General features: G+C 69.7%; 15 protein-coding genes. 4 read left to right on the forward strand and 11 right to left on the reverse strand.

Features of this window, described 5'->3' with window-relative positions; all coding sequences use genetic code 11:
• Positions 1–8: 8 nt before the first annotated feature.
• Positions 9–1,259 (reverse strand): S8 family peptidase, encoded by a 1,251-nt coding sequence (locus ACZ3HL_RS16425; protein WP_465531761.1) that lies wholly within the window; start codon positions 1,257–1,259, stop codon positions 9–11.
• A 260-nt stretch (positions 1,260–1,519) separates the two neighbouring features.
• Between ACZ3HL_RS16425 and ACZ3HL_RS16430 the strand changes: the two genes are divergently transcribed.
• A complete protein-coding gene (locus ACZ3HL_RS16430) occupies positions 1,520–2,476 on the forward strand; it encodes a hypothetical protein (RefSeq protein WP_126735509.1) in 957 nt (318 codons plus the stop codon).
• A 59-nt stretch (positions 2,477–2,535) separates the two neighbouring features.
• Here the strand turns inward: ACZ3HL_RS16430 and ACZ3HL_RS16435 are convergent, their stop codons facing one another.
• The gene (locus ACZ3HL_RS16435; RefSeq protein WP_465421631.1) at positions 2,536–4,170 is read right to left on the reverse strand and encodes an acyl-CoA synthetase; all 1,635 of its coding nucleotides are present in this window, start codon (positions 4,168–4,170) and stop codon (positions 2,536–2,538) included.
• A gap of 144 nt (positions 4,171–4,314) precedes the next feature.
• Between ACZ3HL_RS16435 and ACZ3HL_RS16440 the strand changes: the two genes are divergently transcribed.
• Positions 4,315–6,021, forward strand: coding sequence for a bifunctional 3'-5' exonuclease/DNA polymerase (locus ACZ3HL_RS16440; RefSeq protein ID WP_465531763.1), 1,707 nt, complete (start codon positions 4,315–4,317; stop codon positions 6,019–6,021).
• Positions 6,022–6,352: 331 nt separating this feature from the next.
• On the opposite strand, the gene hrpA is transcribed toward ACZ3HL_RS16440, so the two are convergent.
• From hrpA to ACZ3HL_RS16470, 6 genes are all read right to left on the reverse strand, one after another.
• The gene (gene hrpA, locus ACZ3HL_RS16445) at positions 6,353–10,243 is read right to left on the reverse strand and encodes an ATP-dependent RNA helicase HrpA (protein WP_465531765.1); all 3,891 of its coding nucleotides are present in this window, start codon (positions 10,241–10,243) and stop codon (positions 6,353–6,355) included.
• A gap of 138 nt (positions 10,244–10,381) precedes the next feature.
• Positions 10,382–11,545 (reverse strand): lactate 2-monooxygenase, encoded by a 1,164-nt coding sequence (locus tag ACZ3HL_RS16450; protein WP_465531767.1) that lies wholly within the window; start codon positions 11,543–11,545, stop codon positions 10,382–10,384.
• A gap of 13 nt (positions 11,546–11,558) precedes the next feature.
• Complete coding sequence (locus ACZ3HL_RS16455) at positions 11,559–12,767, reverse strand: cation:proton antiporter (protein WP_465531769.1); 1,209 nt, start codon at positions 12,765–12,767, stop codon at positions 11,559–11,561.
• A gap of 40 nt (positions 12,768–12,807) precedes the next feature.
• Positions 12,808–13,119, reverse strand: a complete 312-nt coding sequence (locus ACZ3HL_RS16460) for a hypothetical protein (protein WP_465531771.1) — start codon at positions 13,117–13,119, stop codon at positions 12,808–12,810.
• A 23-nt stretch (positions 13,120–13,142) separates the two neighbouring features.
• The gene (locus ACZ3HL_RS16465; protein ID WP_465531773.1) at positions 13,143–13,685 is read right to left on the reverse strand and encodes a GNAT family N-acetyltransferase; all 543 of its coding nucleotides are present in this window, start codon (positions 13,683–13,685) and stop codon (positions 13,143–13,145) included.
• A gap of 26 nt (positions 13,686–13,711) precedes the next feature.
• Positions 13,712–15,181, reverse strand: coding sequence for an APC family permease (locus tag ACZ3HL_RS16470; protein WP_465531775.1), 1,470 nt, complete (start codon positions 15,179–15,181; stop codon positions 13,712–13,714).
• 188 nt (positions 15,182–15,369) lie between these two features.
• Between ACZ3HL_RS16470 and ACZ3HL_RS16475 the strand changes: the two genes are divergently transcribed.
• Both ACZ3HL_RS16475 and ACZ3HL_RS16480 read left to right on the forward strand, forming a co-directional pair.
• The gene (locus ACZ3HL_RS16475) at positions 15,370–16,011 is read left to right on the forward strand and encodes a GOLPH3/VPS74 family protein (RefSeq protein ID WP_465422253.1); all 642 of its coding nucleotides are present in this window, start codon (positions 15,370–15,372) and stop codon (positions 16,009–16,011) included.
• A gap of 20 nt (positions 16,012–16,031) precedes the next feature.
• Positions 16,032–17,201, forward strand: a complete 1,170-nt coding sequence (locus ACZ3HL_RS16480) for a saccharopine dehydrogenase family protein (RefSeq protein WP_465531777.1) — start codon at positions 16,032–16,034, stop codon at positions 17,199–17,201.
• 32 nt (positions 17,202–17,233) lie between these two features.
• On the opposite strand, the gene ACZ3HL_RS16485 is transcribed toward ACZ3HL_RS16480, so the two are convergent.
• The 3 genes from ACZ3HL_RS16485 to ACZ3HL_RS16495 are packed head-to-tail and all read right to left on the reverse strand — an operon-like array spanning position 17,234 to position 19,407.
• Entirely contained in the window at positions 17,234–18,226 is a 993-nt protein-coding gene (locus tag ACZ3HL_RS16485) for a PHP domain-containing protein (RefSeq protein ID WP_465531779.1), read from the reverse strand.
• Positions 18,227–18,244: 18 nt separating this feature from the next.
• Positions 18,245–18,748, reverse strand: coding sequence for a metallophosphoesterase family protein (locus ACZ3HL_RS16490; RefSeq protein WP_465531781.1), 504 nt, complete (start codon positions 18,746–18,748; stop codon positions 18,245–18,247).
• Positions 18,748–19,407 carry a GntR family transcriptional regulator gene (locus ACZ3HL_RS16495; protein WP_465531783.1) on the reverse strand — a complete coding sequence of 220 codons (660 nt, stop codon included), beginning with the start codon at positions 19,405–19,407 and terminating at the stop codon, positions 18,748–18,750. Before ACZ3HL_RS16495 ends, ACZ3HL_RS16490 begins: the two co-directional genes overlap by 1 nt.

A 19,407-nucleotide genomic window follows, 5' to 3' on the forward strand; every position in this document is an offset into this window, starting at 1 on the left:
CGAGGGTCTTACTTGACCTGGAGCAGCTTGTTCGCCGTTCCGCCGGTCGGGTTGCTGATCTTGCCGTCCGCGGCGGCGCCGACCAGACCTTCGGCGACCTGGGCCGGGGTGGCGTCAGGGTGCGCCGAGAGGTACAGCGCGGCGGCACCGGCGACGTGCGGCGCGGCCATCGAGGTACCGCTGATGGTGTTGGTGGCGTCGTCACCGGTGCCCCACGTCGAGGTGATGTCGACACCCGGCGCGTACAGGTCCACGACCGAACCGTAGTTCGAGAAGCTGGCCTGCTTGTCGGTCTTGTCGCTGGCGGCCACCGTGATGGCCTCCTTCACCCGGGCGGGCGAAGTGGTGCCGGCGTCGGAGGACTCGTTGCCCGCCGCGAGCGCGAAGGTCACGCCCTTGTCGATGGCGCCCTTGACCGCCGCGTCCAGCGCGTCGTCCGCGCCGCCGCCCAGGCTCATGTTGGCGACCGACGGGCCCTTGGCGTTCGCCGCGACCCAGTCGACACCGGCGACGACACCCTCGGTGGTGCCGCTGCCGTTGGCGTCCAGCACGCGGACGCCGACGATCTTGACACCCTTGGCCAGACCGTGGTCCGTGCCGCCGATGGTGCCGGCGACGTGCGTGCCGTGGCCGTGCTCGTCGTTGGGGGTGTCGTCGTTGTCGACGAAGTCCTTGCCGCCGGTCGCGCGGTCACCGAAGTCCTTGTGCGAGCCGCGGACACCGGTGTCGATGACGTAGGCGGTGACGTTGTCGGCCTTCGTCGGGTAGGTGTACTTGGTGTCGAGCGGCAGGTCGGCCTGGTCGACGCGGTCCAGGCCCCACGACGGCGGGTTGTCCTGGGTCTCGCTGATCTTGAACGTCTTGTTCTGGACGACGTACGCGACCTGCGGGTCGGCGGCGAGACGCTTCGCGGCGGCCTCGTCGGCCTTGATCGAGAAGCCGTTCAGCGCCGAGCCGAACGTGCGGGACAGCGTGGTGCCGTACTGACCGGTGAGGCCCTGCGCCTTGGCGGCCACGTTCGCGGTGATCTCGTGCGCCGCGGCGATGCCCTGGCCGACCGCGGTGGGCTTGAGGACCACGATGTAGCTGCCGCCGACCGCGTTGGCCGCACCCGCGCCGCGGATCTCACCCTGCTGCTCGGCGTTGGCCGCACCCGCGCCGAACGTGGCGACCGCCGCGGTCACACCGGCGAGGGCGACTCCCGCCACGAGGCCGCTACGGGTCTTTCGGGACTTCAGGTTCTTCCGGGACTTGCTCACTGGTTCCCTTCCTGCCGCGCCGTGCGGATCACCCGGGAGGATGATCGTGTTGAGAGCCATGCAAGCCGGTGCCCAGGTGGACGGGCAATGATTCACAGTTACCAGTACTAGGCCATCCGGACTAACGACGCTCGTCCGGAAAGTCGTTTTCGCCTGGCAGAAGGCGCCCCTGAAGCGTTACCTCTGACTGTTAAAGTTATTCGTGTTGTTATCAACCGGGCGGTGTCAGGGAACGGCAGACGGGGGCGGTCGGGCAGCATATGGTGGCGGGGAGCGCGGCGGACCGAGTGACCACGGACGATGAAGATCAGCCGCGTACCGCGTTCGCCACCGCGTTGAGATCGGCCATCGCCACCAGCGGCCTCAGTCTCGACCGTATCCAAGCCCGGCTGCTCGCGCGCGGCGCGTCGGTGAGCGTGACCGCGCTGAGTTACTGGCAGTCGGGCAAACGTCAGCCGGAACGGCAGAGTTCGCTGTCCGCGGTCCGGGTTCTCGAAGAGGTTTTGGCGATCCCCGCCGGTTCGCTGCTCAGCCTGCTGCCGCCGCCGCGGCCGCGCGGGGCGTCGTCACGCCGCAGCCGGGCGACCACCGAGCAGCCGCTGACCTTCCCGCTCGAAGCGCTCCAGGCGTTGCTGGAGAAGGTCGGCGCGCCCAACGCGCTCGAACAGCACCATCAGCTGAAGCTAGTCGGCCTGCACGACCTGTGCGAGATCGCCGAGGACGGCGGGCAACGCGCGGTGACCGCGCGGGCGGTGTTCCAGGCGGGCGCGGACGGGCAGGACCGCTGGCTGCTGGTCTACGCCCAGGGCGATCCGGAGGCCGGGCCGCCGGTGCTGAACACGCTGCGCAACTGTCACGTCGGCCGCGCCGAGGTCGACGACGAGCACGGGCTCACGGTGGCCGAACTGCTCTTCGACCGGCCCATCGACCGCGGCGAGACGCATCTGATCGAGTACTCGCTGACCAACCCCGGGCCGCCGTACCCGGAATGCCGGAACACGCATTACCGCGAGTTCCGGCGTCCCGTGCGCGAGTACCTGCTGGAGGTCCGGTTCGATCCGGGCACCGTGCCGGCGAAATGCTGGCAGTACAGCGCGCACGGCGCCTCGGCGGGGCCGAGGGACCGGAAGGAACTCAAACCGGACCAGGGCAACGGCGTCCACGCCGTGGCGCTCGACTTCGGCCCCGGCGTGTTCGGCATCGACTGGGAGTACTGATCGCCTCGTGAGTGGTAAGGACGGTTAGAACCGTCCTTACCACTCACGAGGCCGTCGCGTCAGTGCAGCTTGTTGCGCAGCACCTTCCCGGTCGCGTTGCGCGGTAGCTCGTCGAGGAACTCCACCTCGCGCGGCACCTTGTACCGGGCGAGGTTGGCCTTGACGTACTCGCGCACGCCGTCGACGTCCAGCTCCGACTTCTCGGCCCGCACCACGAAAGCCTTCAGCCGCTGCCCGAACTCGGGATCGTCGACCCCGACGACGGCGGCTTCGATCACGTCCTCGCGTTCGACCAGGAGGTTCTCGACCTCGATCGGGAAGACGTTCTCGCCGCCGGAGACGATCATCTCGTCGTCACGGCCGTCGATGAACAGCAGGCCGTCCTCGTCGAAATGGCCGACGTCGCCGCTGGAGAGCAGCCCGTCGATGATCTCCTTGTTGCGGCCGTCGGTATAGCCCTGGAAGCTGAGCCCGCTGCCGACGAACACCCGGCCGGTGACGTGCGGCTCGGTGATCCTGCCGCCCTTTTCGTCGTACAGCGCGACCTTGCAGCCCACCGGCGCGCGGCCGACCGTGCCCGGCGCCTTGCGCCAGTCCTCAGGGGTCGCGACCGTCGCGACCGCGACTTCCGTGGAGCCGTAGAGGTTGTGCACGACGTCGCCGAACGCGGCGGTCGCGCGGTTCCCCAGATCCGGTGACAGCGCGGAGCCGGCGACGAAGATGATCCGCAGGGACGAGGTGTCGTACTTGGCGCGGACCTCCTCGGGCAGGTCGACGATCCGCTGCAGCATCGTCGGCACGAGGACCAGCGTGGTGCAGCGGTTTTCCGCGACGCCGCGCAACGTCTCCTCCGGCACGAACTTGCGCCGCATGACGACCTTCGAACCGAGCGCGAACGACAGGATGAACTGCGACAACCCGGTGCCGTGGAACAGCGGCGCTCCCATGTAGGTCGCCTCGCCGGTCCGCAGCGGGATGCGGTCGAGGAACTGCGCGGAGGCGAGCGCGGAGGTATGCGGCCGCGGCGCGCCCTTCGGCGTCCCGGTGGTACCGCTGGTCAGCAGGATGAATCCGCCGGGTTTGGCGGGCGCGGGCCACGCGCGGTCGTCGGTGCTGGCGACCAGTTCGGCGACGACCGGGACGCCGGCCGGGCGGGCGGTGTCCGAATCGACCCACGCGAGGTAATGGTCGACGTCGCCCTCGACCGCGTCCAGCAGGCCGGTGAACTCCTGGTCGTACACGAGCGCGGTGACGCCTTCTCGCTTCGCGACGTCCGCGAGCTGGGGCTTGGCGAACCCGGTGTTCATCAGCAGCAGCTTGGCGCCGAGCTTGCCCGAGGCGAGCATCGTCAGCACGAGACCGCGGTGGTCGCGGCACAACGCGGCGATCACCGAACCCGGGCCGAGGCCGCGTTCCGACCACGCCCTGGCCAGCGCGTTCGACTGGGTGTCGAGCTGCTTGAAGGTCAGCGGGCCGAGCTCGTCGATGATGCCGGTCGCGGTCGGGTCCCGGCGGGCGGCGATCATGTTCGCGCCGGCGAACGGACCCCATTTGCGCACCATGACCAGCGAACGCAGGCCTTCGTCGACCCGCGGGATGGGGAGCAGGCCCGCTTGGCGCATCACGTCGATGCTGCGCACGGTCTCGGTCACCTTGCCCGCCACCAGGGTGGCGAGGCCGGTGGGGTTTCTCATCCGGGCACCTCCGTTGCTGCTGCGGCGAGACACCATGCCACCGGCACGTACCGGCGGTATGGGTTGCTACTCGACAGTAGCCGACCGATAGCGCAGGCGCACTAACCGTCTGGTGACAGAAATGTCGGAGGGAACCACCACAATGTGAGTGTGCAGGCGATCGCAGGTCAAGAGGAAGATGGTGACTTCGCGATCGCTTTTTCCGGGCAGCCGCCGCGGCGCGGGATGAAGCTCCCGGAGTTCGCCGGTGAAGTACGGCGATTGGAGGCGGAGCACTCACCCCGGTGGGTGTTCCCGTCGGTCGAAGGGACGTATCCGGCGCTGATCAAGGCGGGTGTCCGGGTGCGGCGCTGCCATGACCTGGCGCTGACCGAGGGATTGCTCTTGGCCCACGAAGGCCGCCCGCAGGAGTCGCGAAGCCTGCGTGCCGCGCTGGCCAGAGCGAACGGGCAGGAGGCGCCCGCCGACGAGCCGCCGCTCTGGGCCGAGGAAGATCAGCCGACGCTGTTCGAGGCGCGCGGCCCGCGGCTGCCCTCCGGCGTCACGGTGTTCGACGCGGCGCGCCGGGTGCTGGCCGAGCAGGAGAAGCGGGTCGCCCTCACCGAGCGTCCGGAGCGGCTCCGGTTGCTTTTCGCGGCGGAGTCGGCGAGCGCGCTGGCGGCCGCCGAGATGTCGGCCGACGGACTGCCCTGGCGAGCCGACCTGCATTTGGCGTTGCTCGCCGAGCAGCTCGGGCCGCGTGTCCCGGCCGGGCACCGGCCGAAGCGGCTGGTCGAGCTGGCGGCGAAGATCAACGACGCGTTCGGCGGGCGCCAGGTCAATCCGGACGCCCCGGCCAGCGTCGTGCGGGCGCTCGGCCGGGAGGGCATCGAGATCTCGTCGGCAAGGAAGTACCTGCTGCGCGACATCGACCACCCCGCCGTCCCGCCGCTGCTGGAGTACAAGGAACTCGCGCGGCTGCATTCGGCCAACGGGTGGACGTGGCTCGACGAGTGGGTGCACGACGGCCGGTTCCGCCCGCACTACGTCGTCGGCGGGGTCGTTTCCGGCCGCTGGGCGAGCCGGGGCGGGGGCGCGCTGCAGATCCCGAAGATGCTGCGGACCTGCGTCCGGGCCGATCCTGGCTGGAAGCTGGTGGTCGCCGACGCCGCCCAGCTGGAGCCGCGGGTGCTGACGGCGTTGTCCGGAGACCGGAAACTGGCCGAGGTCGCCGCGGCCACGGATCTGTACGCGAGCCTCGCCGAGGCGATGTTCTCCGGTGTGCGCCGCGTGCCGGTGCCCGCGTGGGACGACAGGGACGACCGGGACCGCGCGAAGATCGCGATGCTGTCGGCGATGTACGGCGGCACGTCCGGCGAGGCGGGACCACTGCTGGCGTTGCTGCGCACCAGGTTCCCGGATGCGGTGTCCTATGTGGAGCGTGCCGCGCAGGCCGGGGAACGCGGTGAGCGCGTCCGCTCGCGGCTCGGCAGGACATCGCCCGCGCCGTCGGAGGCCTGGCGCGCGCTCACCGGCGGCGTCGCGGAGGACGAGGCCGGCGAGCTGAAGGCACGCCAGGCGTCCCGCAACTGGGGGCGCTTCACCCGGAACTTCGTCGTGCAGGCGAGTGCGGCGGACATGACCGCGGTCCTGCTGGCGACCCTGCGGAGCAGGCTCCCCTCCCCCGCGCACCTGGTGTTCTTCCAGCACGACGAGGTACTGGTGCACACCCCGGCCGAGTTCGCCGACGAGGTCTCCCAGTCCATTGTGGACAGCATGACCGAGGCGGCGCGGATGCTCTTCGGTCCCGCCTGCCCGGTCCGGTTCCCGCTGCACATCGCCGCCGTGGACACCTACGCCGACGCTAAGTGACCCGCCCACCCGAGTTCCGCCCCATCAAGTGAGTTCGCCGCCCAATCACGCGTGTCGTCCGTCTGATCACGCGTGTCGTCCATTCAGTCACACGAGTTCGCCGCCTGATCACGCGAGTTACGCCCTCAATCACGCGAGTCCCGGCCCCAATCACGCGGGTTCCGGCCCCAAACACGCGAGTCCCGCGTCCAGGCCACGGATCACATGTGACCAGATGGCGAACTCGCGTGATCAGATGGACGACACGCGTGATTGAACGGACGACTCGCGTGATTGAAGGCGTAACTCGCGTGATTGGGGGCGCAACTCGCGAAGCGTCGCAAGTAGGTGACTAATTGCGGGGGGCCGCGGCGTCGTCCAGGGCCTTGATCACTCGCTTGAGCGAGACGGGGTGGGCGGTACCGAGCGTCTGGGCGAAGAAGCTCACCCGAAGTTCCTCGATCATCCACCGGATCTCCCGCAGCGCGGGCGAGGAAGTGCCCGGCGGCAACGCGTCCAGCGCCGCCTGGTACTCGTTGCGGAGCCACGCGATGTCCCCGGTGCGCTGGATGTCGCGCGTGGGCTCGGTCGGGAGTTTCTCCAGCCGCCGTTCGATCCCCCGCAGGTACCGGACGACGTGCTTCAGCCTGTCCTGCCCCGTCTCGGTGACGAAACCCTTGTGCACCAAACCATCCAGCTGCGAGCGGATATCCCCGAGCGAGTCCTTCGGGCCACGCGTGTCGGCCAGGCGCGTTTCGACGTCGTTCGCGGCGCGCAGGATCTTCTCGACGTTGGTCAGCACGTCGAGCACCCCGGAGTTCAGCCCGGCACGCACCTTCTCCAGCAGGACCGCGAAGCCGGCCTCGTCCCAGCGCGGTCCGCCGTTGTCGGCGACGAGCTTGTCGACCGCGCAGTCCACACAGTCTTCGAGCAACGCAGCCACGGAGCCGTGCGGATTCCGGTTCAGCACGAGTTTCGACGAGTTGCCGAGGTTGCGGGTGATGAACTTCATCGGCGACGGGATGTTCAGCCGCAGCATCCGCCGCGTGCCCGCCCACATCGACTGTTCCTGCTGGCCCGGCGTGTCCAGCAGGCGCACCGCCACGGAACCGCCTTCGTCGACCAGCGCGGGATACGCCTTGACGTCGTGCCCGCGCTGCTTGCTCGCGAACACCTTCGGCAGCTCGCCGAACGCGGGCGTCGTCAGGCCCTCGCGCTCGATGCTGTCGGCGGCCTTGGAGATCGTCGCGCGCACCTGGCCGCTCAAGTCCCGCTTGAGCGCCTCGATGTCCTTGCCCTCGGACACCTTCTTGCCGCGGACGTCGACCACGCGGAAGGTCATCTTCAGATGTTCGGGGACCGCCGGCAGCTGCCAGGCGTCGTCGGGGATCACCACCCCGCGCAACGCTTCCAGCTCGTCGGCGACGACGTGCAGCAGCGGTCCGTCGGCCGGGCCGACCCGCGACAACACGAGCTTCGCGTGATCGGGCGCCGGCACGAAGTTCCGCCGAAGAGCCTTGGGCAGCGACTTGATCAGCTGCGTCACCAGCTCTTCGCGCAGGCCGGGAACCTGCCAGTCGAAGCCGTCCGCGGTCACCTGGTTCAGCACCGGCAGCGGGATGTGCACCGTGACACCGTCCGCGTCCGCCCCCGGCTCGAACTGGTAGGTGAGCTTGAAGGTCTGGCCGCCCTGGGTCCAGAAGTCGGGGTAGTCGGCCTCGCGTACGCCGCCCGCGGTCTCGTTGATGAGCATCGTCTTCTCGAAGCTCAGCAGGTCGGGCTCGGTGTGGCGCGCCTTCTTCCACCAGCTGTCGAAATGCCGCGCGGAGACGACGTCGGCCGGGACGCGCTGGTCGTAGAACTCGAACAGCGTCTCGTCGTCGACCAGGATGTCGCGGCGGCGGGCCCGGTTCTCCAGGTCCTCGACCTCGTCGAGCAGCGCGCGGTTCTCGCGGAAGAAGTGGTGCCGGGTCTCCCAGTCACCCTCGACCAGCGCGTGCCGGATGAACAGCTCGCGGCTCACCTCGGGATCGATGCGGCCGTAGTTGACGCGGCGGTCGGCGACGAGCGGGACGCCGTACAGCGTCACCTTCTCCTTCGCCATCACCGCGCCCTGCTTGCGTTCCCAGTGCGGCTCCGAATAGTTCCGCTTCACCACGTGCCCGGCGAGCGGCTCGACCCATTCCGGCTCGATCCGCGCGTTCACCCGGCCCCACAGGCGCGAGGTCTCGACGAGCTCGGCCGACATCACGAACCGCGGCTGCTTCTTGAACAGCGCCGATCCCGGGAAGACCGAGAAGCGCGCCCCGCGTGCGCCGAGATAGTCGCCCTTGGCCGGATCCTTGAGACCAACGTGCGACAACAGCCCGGCGATCAGCGACGTGTGCACACGTTGCGGATCGACCGGGCCGGAGGTGTTGAGGGTGATGCCGAGCGGTTTGGCCAGCTGACGCAGCTGGCTGAAGATGTCCTGCCATTCGCGGATGCGCAGGTAGTTCAGGTACTCGTTGCGGCACATCCGGCGGAACTGGTTGGCGGACAACGCCTTCTGCTGCTCGGTGACGTACTCCCACAGGTTCAGGTACGCCAGGAAGTCCGACGTCTTGTCCACGAACCGCGCGTGCTGCTCGTCCGCCGCCTGCTGTTTCTCCGCGGGCCGCTCGCGCGGGTCCTGAATGGACAGTGCGGCGGCGATGATCATCACTTCGCGGACGCAGCCGTTGCGCGAAGCCTCCAGCACCATCCGCGCCATCCGCGGGTCGACCGGGAGCTGCGCGAGCTTGCGGCCGGTCTCGGTGAGCTTCTTGCCGTCGGACATCTCGAACGCGCCGAGTTCCTGCAGCAGCTGGACACCGTCGGTGACCTGACGGCGATCCGGCGGCTCCACGAAGGGGAACGCCGCGATGTCGCCGAGGCCGAGCGAGGTCATCTGCAGGATGACCGACGCGAGGTTGGTCCGCAGGATCTCCGGATCGGTGAACTCGGGCCGCGCGTCGAAGTCGTCCTCGGAGTACAGCCGGATGCAGATACCGTCGGACGTCCGGCCGCAGCGGCCCTTGCGCTGGTTCGCCGACGCCTGCGACACCGGCTCGATCGGCAGCCGCTGCACCTTGGTGCGGTGGCTGTAGCGCGAGATCCGCGCGGTGCCGGGGTCGACGACGTACTTGATACCGGGCACGGTCAGCGACGTCTCGGCGACGTTCGTGGCGAGCACGACGCGGCGCCCGGTGTGGCGCTGGAACACCCGATGCTGGTCCGAGGACGAGAGCCGCGCGTACAGCGGCAGGATCTCGGTGTTCCTCAGGTCCTGTTTGGACAGCGCGTCCGCGGCGTCGCGGATCTCCCGCTCACCGGAGAGGAACACCAGGATGTCGCCGGGGCCCTCGTGCTGGAGCTCGTCGACCGCGTCGCAGATGGCCTGCGTCTGGTCACGATCCTGGTCGGCGTCCGGGTCGTCCGGGTCGATGATCGGCCGGTAGCGGACCTCCACCGGATAGGTCCGGCCGGAGACCTCCACGATCGGCGCGTTGTCGAAATGCTTGGAGAACCGCTCCGGGTCGATCGTCGCCGAGGTGATGATCACCTTGAGATCGGGGCGGCGCGGCAGGAGCTGCTTCACGTAGCCGAGGATGAAGTCGATGTTGAGGCTGCGCTCGTGCGCCTCGTCGATGATCAGCGTGTCGTACTGGCGCAGCATCCGGTCGGTCTGGATCTCGGCGAGCAGGATGCCGTCGGTCATCAGCTTGACCAGCGTGTCCTGGCCGGAGTGGTCGGTGAACCGGACCTTGTAGCCGACGGCCTCGCCGAGCTCGGTGTTCAGCTCGGAGGCGATGCGGTCGGCGACCGTGCGCGCGGCCAGCCGCCGCGGCTGCGTGTGCCCGATCTGGCCCCGGATGCCGCGGCCGAGTTCGAGACAGATCTTCGGCAGCTGGGTCGTCTTCCCGGACCCGGTCTCGCCCGCGACGATCACCACCTGGTGGTCACGGATGGCGGCGGCGATCTCGTCCTTGCGCCGGCTGACGGGCAGCTCTTCGGGGAACGAGATCTTCGGGACGGCGTCGCGCCTGCGGGTGACCCGCAGCTCGGCGGCCTCGATGTCGGCCTCGAGCTGGGCGGCGACGGACTCGGCGTTCCGCGCTTTCCGGGCACCGTCGAGCCGGCGCCGGAGGCGGTGCTCGTCGCGCGACATCAATTCGGGCAGGCGAGCGCGCAGGGCGCCGAGCGGGGAAGGTTGAGAAGCCATGACCGGCACCAGGATAGCCGTGCGTGACGATCAGGGCCTCCGAATATCCCCCATGTCACCACCACCCCACGCGTTTCGTCCTCTGGATGCGGTAGTTGGCATCGCGAACTACCGCATCCAGAGGACGAAACGCGGGGGTCAGGAGTGCCGCAGGGAGGCGGGGGTGAGGTCGGCGAGGGTCCGGTGCCCGGACAGGCCCATGGTCAGGTCGAGGTCGGCGAGCAGGCTCCGCAGCACGTGCCGGACGCCGTCCTCCCCCGCGTGCGCCAGGCCGTACACCCACGGCCGCCCCACCAGCACGGCCTTCGCCCCGAGCGCGAGCGCCTTGGCGATGTCGGCGCCGGTGCGGATGCCGGAGTCGAACAGGACCTCCAGCCGGTCGCCGACCGCGGCCACGATCTCCGGGAGCGCGTCGAGCGACGCGATCGCGCCGTCGACCTGGCGGCCGCCGTGGTTGGACACGACGATCCCGTCCATCCCGGCCTCGACGGCGCGGCGCGCGTCGTCGGGGTGCTGGATGCCCTTGAGCACGATCGGCCCGTCCCAGTGCTCACGCAGGAACGGCAGCCGGTCCCAGGTGCTGTCGGCGCCGGTGATCATCGAGATCCACCGCAGGATCGCGGTGGGCGGGTCCTCCTCCGGCGTCTTCTCCAGCAGGCCGCGGAACACCGGGTCGCTCAGCGGGACACCGAGCCCGACGCCCTTGATGAACGGCAGATACGCGTGGTCGAGGTCGTTCGGGCGCCACGCGAGGGTCCAGGTGTCGAGCGTGACCACGAGCGTGGTGAAGCCCGCGGCCTTCGCCCGCGCCAGGATGCTCGCGCAGACGTCGTTGTCGGCCGGCCAGTACAGCTGGAACCAGCGCGGCCCCTCGCCACTGGCCTCGGCGACGTCCTCGATGCTCGTGGAGGACGCCGTCGACATGACGTACGGCAGGCCGGCCGACGCCGCGGCCCGCGCGGCCGCCGGTTCGGCGCCCTCGTGCACGATCGACTGCACGCCGACCGGCGCCAGCAGCACCGGCGCCGGAAGCGGCGTCCCCAGCACCGTCGTCGACAGATCGCGTTCGGTGGCGCCGGTGAGCATCCGGGGTACGAGCCGCCAGCGGTCGAACGCCTCCCGGTTGGCGCGCGCGGTGGCACCCGACCCGGCCGAGCCCGCGACGTACCAGAACGGCCCGGGCTCGAGGATCTCCCGCGCGGACTCCTCCAGCTTCGTGGCGTCGGTGGTGCACGGCGGGAAGGTCCCGCCGAGCCCCTGCAGGTAGATCTCGTTCTGGTAGCCGCCGAACCGCTCGGTCACCCGGGCCTCCTCGTCACGTCGCCCTGGCCGGCTCGTCGCGGCGGGTCGAGCCACGGACGATACCCGCCGGTAGCAACCAGGCGAGTTTCTCGGAGCGGATGACCGCGACTGGACCGATCACGGCCAGCAGGAGGACGTAGCCCGCGACGAACGGCGCGACCCGCGAGTCCAGCCCGGCCGCGGTCGCCATCGCGGCGAGCACGAGCGAGAACTCGCCGCGGGTGAGCACGGTGAGCCCGATGTTCACCCCGGCCTGGCGATCGAACCCGTTGACCCGGGCGGCCAGCGCACCCGCGCCCAGGTTCAGCACGATCGTCAGCGCCACGGCGATCAGCACCGGCACGACCACCGAGCCGACCGCGTTCGGATCGATGCTGAGCCCGAAGATGAAGAAGAACAGCGCGCCGAACGCGTCCCGCAGCGGGAGCACCAGCTTGTGGATACGCGGCGCGACCTTCGAGCCGCCGAGCATCATGCCGACCATGAACGCGCCGATGGCGTCGGACACCCCGACCTCTTCGGCGACGGCGGCACCCATCACCGCGACACCGACGAAGCAGACGGTGAGCAACTCGTCGTCGGCCGAACCGAACAGCTTCGACACGACCCGGCCGCCCCAGCGGGCGAGCGCGGCCATCACGATCAGGAACGCGAAGGCCTTGCCGAAGTCCGCGAGCGCCGAACCGAAGCTCCCGGCGCCGGACAGCACCGGCTGCAGCAACGCCAGGTACAGCGCGAGGAACAGGTCTTCGATCACGATGATGCCCATGATCAGCCGGGATTCGGGGTTGTTCATCCGGCGGGCTTCAAGCAGGAGTTTGGTGACGATCGCGGACGACGAGATACCGATGGCGCCGGCGATGACCAGCGCTTCCCTGGTCCCCCAGCCGAGCAGGAAGCCGAAGGCGAGCCCGCCGCCGATGTTGAGGATGAGGTAGATCAGCCCGGACCAGACGAGTTTGCGCCCGCCCTTGGCCAGGTCGTCGAGGGAGAATTCGAGGCCGAGGTAGAACAGGAGGAAGACGAGACCGAGCCCGGCGAGCACACCGAGTTCGGCCGGATCGTCCACAAGGGACAGTCCAGGGGTGTTGGGGCCGAAGACGAAACCGGCCAGCATGAACAGGGGAATGGTCGGCAGCCCGATACGGGCGCCCGCTCTGGCGATGACGCCGGCGGCGAGGAACGCCCCGCCGACGGCCAGCAGGGCATGACCGGAACTCATGGAGACCTCCGATGGATGGCTGATACGGCTTGGGACCGGGTCAGCGCGGAGGTGCCCGTGCGGGCGCCTGGGGCACCGCTCGGGTGATGACGACGGGTTCGCCCTGCTCAGGGGCGTGGCCCGCGTCGGGGAGGTCGACGGTCTCCGCTTCGGCGGGAGCGTCGGCGAGGGGAACGGCTTGCCCGCCGTGGAAGGCGGGCAGCGGATGCGTCGCGAAGACGGCGACGGGATCTTCCTTCGCGGTCCGGCCGTGCCCGTGGGGAACGGTCGGCGTGACGAAGGCGAAGACGAGCAAGATCAGCAGGAAGAAGACGGAACGGTGCCGTGGGGCGGGGGCACGGTTCGTCGTCATCTGCCCGCCACTTTACCAGTCCTTTATAGACAAATCGACGGCTCCCGCCACATGGGCCGCATCGGCGGCCCGCCCTCGACGGCGAAAGCCGGGCCATGATCGCGGAAACCCAGTCGCCGGTACAGTTTCGCGCTCTCCGCGCTGCTCGCCTCCAGGTACGCGGGTACCGCGCCGTACCGGTCGAGCCCGTGCTTCAGCAACCGTGCGCCGATCCCTCGCCGCTGCGCGTTCTTGCGGACGCCGATGAACTGCGCGTGGTGGTACTCGCCGCCGGGGGCGTGCTCGGTCATCACCTCGAACAACGCGGTCAGCCTGCCGACTTCTTCCCCGGTGAGCCCGGCGAAGGCGTCGCCGTCCGGGTCCTCCTCCCCCGCGGGTGTCCAGAGGACGGCGGCGGACAGGTCACCGGTGACGTCGACGTGACCGCCCGCGGCGAGCGTCCCTCGAAGGACCGCGCGGTGAAAGATCCGCTGCGCCACCGCGCGGCGCTCGCCGGCGGGGAAGACCCACGCGCTGACCGGATCGTCGTGGAACGCCTCAGCCAGCACGTCGACCACAGTGTCCATTTCGGACGGTTGGGCGGGCCGGACGATCATCGCGCGGCCGCCAGTGCCACGGGTTCGTCGTCTTCGAGTGGGCCGCCGATGGCCGCGTACGTCTCAGGTTCCTTGGTCCGCAACACTTCCGCGCGCAGGAAGCCGGCCAGCGCCGCGACGAGCACCAGACCGGGCAGCCCCCAGCGCAGCAGGAACGTCCCGGCCGGGCCGAGCAGCAGATCGAAGTTGAGCAGGATCAGCGCGAGAACGGCCGACAGCGCGAGCATCGCCGCGCCGGGTGCGATCCAGCGGCGCCAGGCGTTCTCGGCGTCGCGGCGCCGTTTGAAGAAGCCGATCACCGAAAGGGAGACGGCGATCATGATCACCACGACCCCGGTCGACGCCGTCGTGCCGAGCCAGGTGAACAGTTCGGTCACCGGATCGCGGCCCGCGATCGCGAACAGCGACACGACCACCAGCGCGAGCGCGGTCTGCGTGAGCGAACCGGCCACCGGCGCGCCGGTGCGCTTGCTGGTCTTGGCCAGCGAACGCGGCAGCAGCCCTTCCCGGCCCAGCGCGAAGAAATACCGTGCGACGGCGTTGTGGAAACTCAGCAGCGCCGCGCACTGGCCGGTCACGAACAGCGTGTACGCCACATTGGAGAACGTCTCGCCGAGGTGCTCGCCCGCCAGGTTGAACAGCAGGTCCGGGCCCTGCGCGGCCGCGGTGGTGACGATGACGTCCGGCCCCGTCCCCACGGCCAGCGCGAGCGACGAGACGACGTAGAGCACCGCGGTGAGCCCGATCGCCGCGTACGTCGCGCGGCCGACCGTGCGGCTGGGTTCCCGGGTCTCCTCCCCGTAGGTCGCCGCGCCCTCGAACCCGATGAACGCGGCGGCGGAGAACGCGAACACCGCGCCCACACCGGTGGTGAACAGGCTCGACGGCTCCAGCGGGACCCAGGAGACACTGCCGCCGGCGGGATTGGCGAACAACGCGACGTCGACGATCGCGACGATGGCGACTTCGAGGCACAGCGCCACCCCGAGCACCTTGGCGTTGAGATCGACCCGCAGCACGCCGAGCGCGCCGATGATCAGCACCAGCACCAGCGCGCACAGCCACCACGGCGGCGGGGATCCGGTGAGCGTGCCCAGCCAGGTCGAAACCGACCAGCCGAACAGGCCGTAGATGCTGATCTGGATGGCGTTGTAGGAGAACAGCGTGACGAACGCGATCCCGGCGCCGCTGGATTTGCCGATCCCGTTGGCGACGTACGGGTAGAACGCGCCCGCGTTGGTGATGTAGCGGCTCATCGCGGCGTATCCGACCGCGAACAGCCCCAGGATCGGGGCGAGCAGGAGGAACGACAGCGGCACCCCGATGCTGCCGGTGACCGCGTAGTTGGTCGGGACGCCGCCCGCGATGGCGAACAGCGGACCCGCCGCGGCCACCACGAAGAACACGATCTGGGCGGCTCCGAGCCGTCGATGGCCGAGACCGCGCCGCGGTCTTTGCGTACCCATGAACCCGTCCCCCGGACGTCGGTTTGGCGCTGAAGGTTCTTGATCTTGCGAAAGCCATCCCACCCTAGGGCCGGCCACCTCGGCGAGGTACGTCCGTTCAGGCTAAAAACGGACCTCGGGTCGCAGTGGTCCGCGCGCTACCGCTACTTTGGCCGTCCCGCACTACGACGCCGGGGGGCGTGCCATTCATGCGTCGGCTGACCTTGGTCGATTCCCTGTTCTTCCTCGCCCACGACGAGTTCACCGGAAAACCCGCGCTGCGCCGCACCGGACTAGGCATCGGAATGGCCGGTTCCGCGCTCTGCGATCTCCTCCTCGCCGAGCGGATCACCGTGGAACGCAAACGAATCCGGCCGTTGTCGCGACGCGGCCTCGCCCATCCCCCGCTGGACGGGGTGTTCTCGGAAATCCTCCGCGAACCCGAACGGCACACCGTCCGGGAATGGGTCGGCCATCTCCGCCACGATCTCGGGGAAACGGTCGCGGACAACCTGCTCGCCGCGGGGGTGATCGACCGCGAAACCGACCGGATGCTCCTGCGCAGGAATCACCGGTATCCGCCGCGGGATCTGCTGATGTCCACGGCCGCGCGCAGCAAGGTGCGGGCGGCCGTCCTCGGCACCGAACAGCCGGATCCGCATTCGGTCTGCCTGGCCCTGCTGGCCTGGACCATCGGTCTCGACGATTTCTGCGAACCGGAACTCGACCGCGCCGGCCTGCGGACCTGGGCCGGGTCCACGCACCGGGAGCTCCCGAAGGCGCTCGCCGAACTGATCTCGGGGGTGGACGCGGTGAGCGCCGCCGTCGTCTACACCGGCGACAGGCGATGACCGGCGGTAGCCTGACGCCCATGCCTGCCGATCGTGACCACGACGTCGTCCTGTTCGGCGCCACCGGATTCACCGGTGGCCTGACGGCGGAATACTTCGCCCGCGCCGCGCCGCCCGGTCTGCGTCTCGCCTTGGCCGGACGGAACACGGGCAAGCTGGAGGCGTTGCGAGAAAAGCTTTTCTCGATCAACCCCGCGCTGTCCGAACTGCCGTTGTTGCGAGCCGACGTCTCCGATGTGGACTCGCTGCGAAAGGTCGCCGAGTCCACGAAGGTCGTCGCCACCACGGTCGGCCCGTATGTCCACTTCGGAGAACCACTGGTCGCCGCGTGCGCCGAGGCGGGCACCGACTACGCCGACCTGTGCGGCGAGCCCGAGTTCGCCGACAAGATGTACCTCGCCCACCACGCCCGCGCGGTCGAGACCGGTGCCCGGCTCGTGCACGCGTGCGGTTTCGACTCGATCCCGCACGACCTCGGCGCCCTCTTCACGGTTTCCCAGCTGCCACAAGGGAAACCGATCCGGATCGACGGGTACGTGCGCGCGGGCGCGGCCCCCTCGGGCGGCACCTTCCTCTCGGCGCTGACGGCGTTTTCGCGGCTGCCGTCCAGCTTCCGCGCCGCACGGGACCGCGCGGCGGCCGAACCGCGGCCGGAGGGCAGTCGAGCGCGCGCCGTGCTGGGCACGCCGCATCGCAGCCCCGACGGTTTCTGGGCGGTGCCGCTGCCGACCATCGACCCGATGATCGTCGAGCGGTCCGCCGCCGCGCTCCCGATATACGGCCCCGACTTCACGTACCGGCATTTCGCCGCGATCAAACGGCTTCCGGTGGTGGCCGCCGGAGCGGCCGGGATGGGTCTCGTCTTCGCCGCAGCCCAGATCCCGCCCGCGCGACGGGCGCTGTCGAAACTGGTGAAGCCCGGCGGCGGCCCGGACGAACAGCGACGGGCGCGGTCGTGGTTCTCCGTGCGGTTCCACGCCGAGAGCGACGGCGAGCGCGTCGTCACCGAGGTGTCCGGCGGCGACCCGGGCTACGGCGAGACGGCGAAGATGCTCGGCGAATCCGCGCTGTGCCTGGCGCTGGACGACCTGCCCGCGACGGCCGGGCAGGTCACCACGGCGACCGCGATGGGGCAGGCGCTGATCGACCGGTTGAGCGACGCCGGCCTGCGCTTCGCGACCCTCTCGTGAGTGGTTAGGACGGTTCTAACCGTCCTAACCACTCACGAGGCCAGAAGGTCCTCCGCGGTCCGCGTGTTGATCACCCGGTTCGGCTCGATCCCCAGCTCGGTGGCCCGCTCGCAGCCGAAGACCAGCCATTCCAGCTGACCCGGCGCGTGCGCGTCGCTGTCGATCGCGAAGTCGCAGCCCAGCTCCACGGCCAGGTTCAGCAGGCGCGTCGGCGGGTCACGGCGCTCGGGACGCGAGTTGATCTCGACGGCGACCCCGTTGTCCCGGCACGCGGTGAACACCGCCTCCGCGTCGAACTCGGACTCGGGCCGCTTCCCGCGCGCTCCCATCACCAGCCGCCCGGTGCAGTGGCCCAGCACGCGGACCCGCGGATGCTGCACCGCGGCGATCATCCTCGGCGTCATCTCCTTCGCGGGCATCCGCAGTTTCGAGTGGACGCTCGCGACGACGAAGTCCAGCTGCTCCAGCAGTTCTTCCTCTTGGTCCAGCGTGCCGTCGAGGTGGATGTCGACCTCGATACCGTGCAGGATCCGGAACGGCGCCATCGTCTCGTTCAGTTCCGCGACGACGTCCATCTGCCGCCGCAGCCGTTCGGGCGACAGACCGTTGGCGACGGTGAGCCGCGGCGAATGGTCCGTCAGCACCATCCATTCGTGACCGAGGCCGCGGGCGGCCTCCGCCATCTCCTCGATCGGGCTTCCCCCGTCGGACCAGTCCGAATGGGTGTGACAGTCGCCGCGCAACGCCGCCCGCATCGGGCCGCCGTCGGGCAGCTTCGGCTCGCCGAGTTTCTCGAAGTACGCGGGACGGCGGCCGGCGAGGACGTCTTCGACGACGGCCGCGGTCGCCTTGCCGATGTTCGGCAACGCGGTCAGCGTGCCCGCCTCGGCGCGTTTGCGCAGGTCTTCGGGCTTGACCTTGGCGATCACCGCGGCCGCCTGCCGGAACGCCCGCACCCGGTAGGTCGGTTCGCCCGCGCGCTCCAGCCGGAACGCGATCTCCCTCAACGCCTGCGCCGGTTCCATGGCTACCTGTCTACCCGGTCAGCGGCGAAGAGGCAGCTCATGAAGAGCTACGTCGCGCAGCTCGCCGTCGCGGATCTCGGCGGTCTGGTACGTGCAGAACGGCTGGCGCCGCCGGTCGGTGGGCGAGCCGGGGTTCAGCAGCCGCAGGCCGTTCGGCGTGACCGTGTCCCAGGGGATGTGACTGTGCCCGAACACGAGGACGTCGGTGTCCGGGAACTGGTCGTCGCAGCGGCGCTCGCGCCCCTGCTTGCCGCCGGTTTCGTGGATGACCGCCAGGCGGACGCCGCCGAGGTCCGCCCGCGCGATCTCGGGGAGCCGCGCCCGCAGGTCCGCGCCGTCGTTGTTGCCGTAGACCCCGATGAGCCGCTTGCTCCGGGCCTCCAGTTCGTCGAGCAGGGCGACCTCGACCCAGTCACCCGCGTGGATGACGACGTCCGCCGCCTCGACCTCGCGCCAGACCTGGGCGGGCAGCCGCCTCGCACGCTGCAGCAGATGCGTATCGGCGATGAGCAGCAGGCGCATCATTCGGCTCCGATGGTCTCGAGGATCCGGTCGAGGAAGTCGCCGACATGGGCGCGCAGCAGCCCGGCCGCGCCGTCGGCGTCCCCCTTCTTCGCCGCCGCCAGCACCGCCTTGTGCTCGGCCCATTCCCTGCGCCAGCTGGGATTCGCCGCCCAGCCGACCACGCTGATCAGCGCCGCGCGGTCCCTGAGGTCGTCCAGCATCGAGACCATCAGCGGGTTGCCGCAGCCACTGTAGAGCGCGCGATGGAACCGGCGGTTGAGCAGGCTGAGCGCGGCCTGGTCCTTGTCCGAGATCGCCGCCGAGGCCTCCTTCAACGCCTCCGCGGCGTCTTCGAGCAGGTCCGGCGAGCGGCGCTCGACCGACCGGCGCACGGCCTCGGGCTCCAGCACCATGCGAACGTCGTAAACGGACTTCGCCAGCTCCGCGTCGACCACGCACACCGAGGCGCCCTTGTACGGGCTGAACGTCACCAGTCCCGTGTTCGACAGCACCTTGAGCGCCTCGCGCACCGGCGTCTTCGACACCCCGAGCCGGGCCGCGAGTTCGGCTTCCACCAGCGGCTGACCGGGTTTCAGCTCCCTGGTGAGAATGCCGCGGCGGATCTCTTCGAGCACCACTTCGGTCCGGGAAGCGGGCAGGCTGAAGGTCGAAGGCAT

The sequence above is a fragment of the Amycolatopsis sp. NPDC000009 genome, from assembly GCF_055563465.1.

Bases quoted from the DNA above. Each gene is read 5' to 3' on its own strand.
- ACZ3HL_RS16480 (WP_465531777.1), top strand. From the start codon at position 16,032: ATGCCTGCCGATCGTGACCACGACGTCGTCCTGTTCGGCGCCACCGGA.
- ACZ3HL_RS16455 (WP_465531769.1), bottom strand. From the start codon at position 12,767: ATGAGTTCCGGTCATGCCCTGCTGGCCGTCGGCGGGGCGTTCCTCGCC.
- ACZ3HL_RS16430 (WP_126735509.1), top strand. From the start codon at position 1,520: ATGGTGGCGGGGAGCGCGGCGGACCGAGTGACCACGGACGATGAAGAT.
- hrpA (WP_465531765.1), bottom strand. From the start codon at position 10,243: ATGGCTTCTCAACCTTCCCCGCTCGGCGCCCTGCGCGCTCGCCTGCCC.
- ACZ3HL_RS16490 (WP_465531781.1), bottom strand. From the start codon at position 18,748: ATGCGCCTGCTGCTCATCGCCGATACGCATCTGCTGCAGCGTGCGAGG.
- ACZ3HL_RS16460 (WP_465531771.1), bottom strand. From the start codon at position 13,119: ATGACGACGAACCGTGCCCCCGCCCCACGGCACCGTTCCGTCTTCTTC.
- ACZ3HL_RS16475 (WP_465422253.1), top strand. From the start codon at position 15,370: ATGCGTCGGCTGACCTTGGTCGATTCCCTGTTCTTCCTCGCCCACGAC.
- ACZ3HL_RS16495 (WP_465531783.1), bottom strand. From the start codon at position 19,407: ATGCCTTCGACCTTCAGCCTGCCCGCTTCCCGGACCGAAGTGGTGCTC.
- ACZ3HL_RS16435 (WP_465421631.1), bottom strand. From the start codon at position 4,170: ATGAGAAACCCCACCGGCCTCGCCACCCTGGTGGCGGGCAAGGTGACC.
- ACZ3HL_RS16485 (WP_465531779.1), bottom strand. From the start codon at position 18,226: ATGGAACCGGCGCAGGCGTTGAGGGAGATCGCGTTCCGGCTGGAGCGC.
- ACZ3HL_RS16465 (WP_465531773.1), bottom strand. From the start codon at position 13,685: ATGGACACTGTGGTCGACGTGCTGGCTGAGGCGTTCCACGACGATCCG.
- ACZ3HL_RS16470 (WP_465531775.1), bottom strand. From the start codon at position 15,181: ATGGGTACGCAAAGACCGCGGCGCGGTCTCGGCCATCGACGGCTCGGA.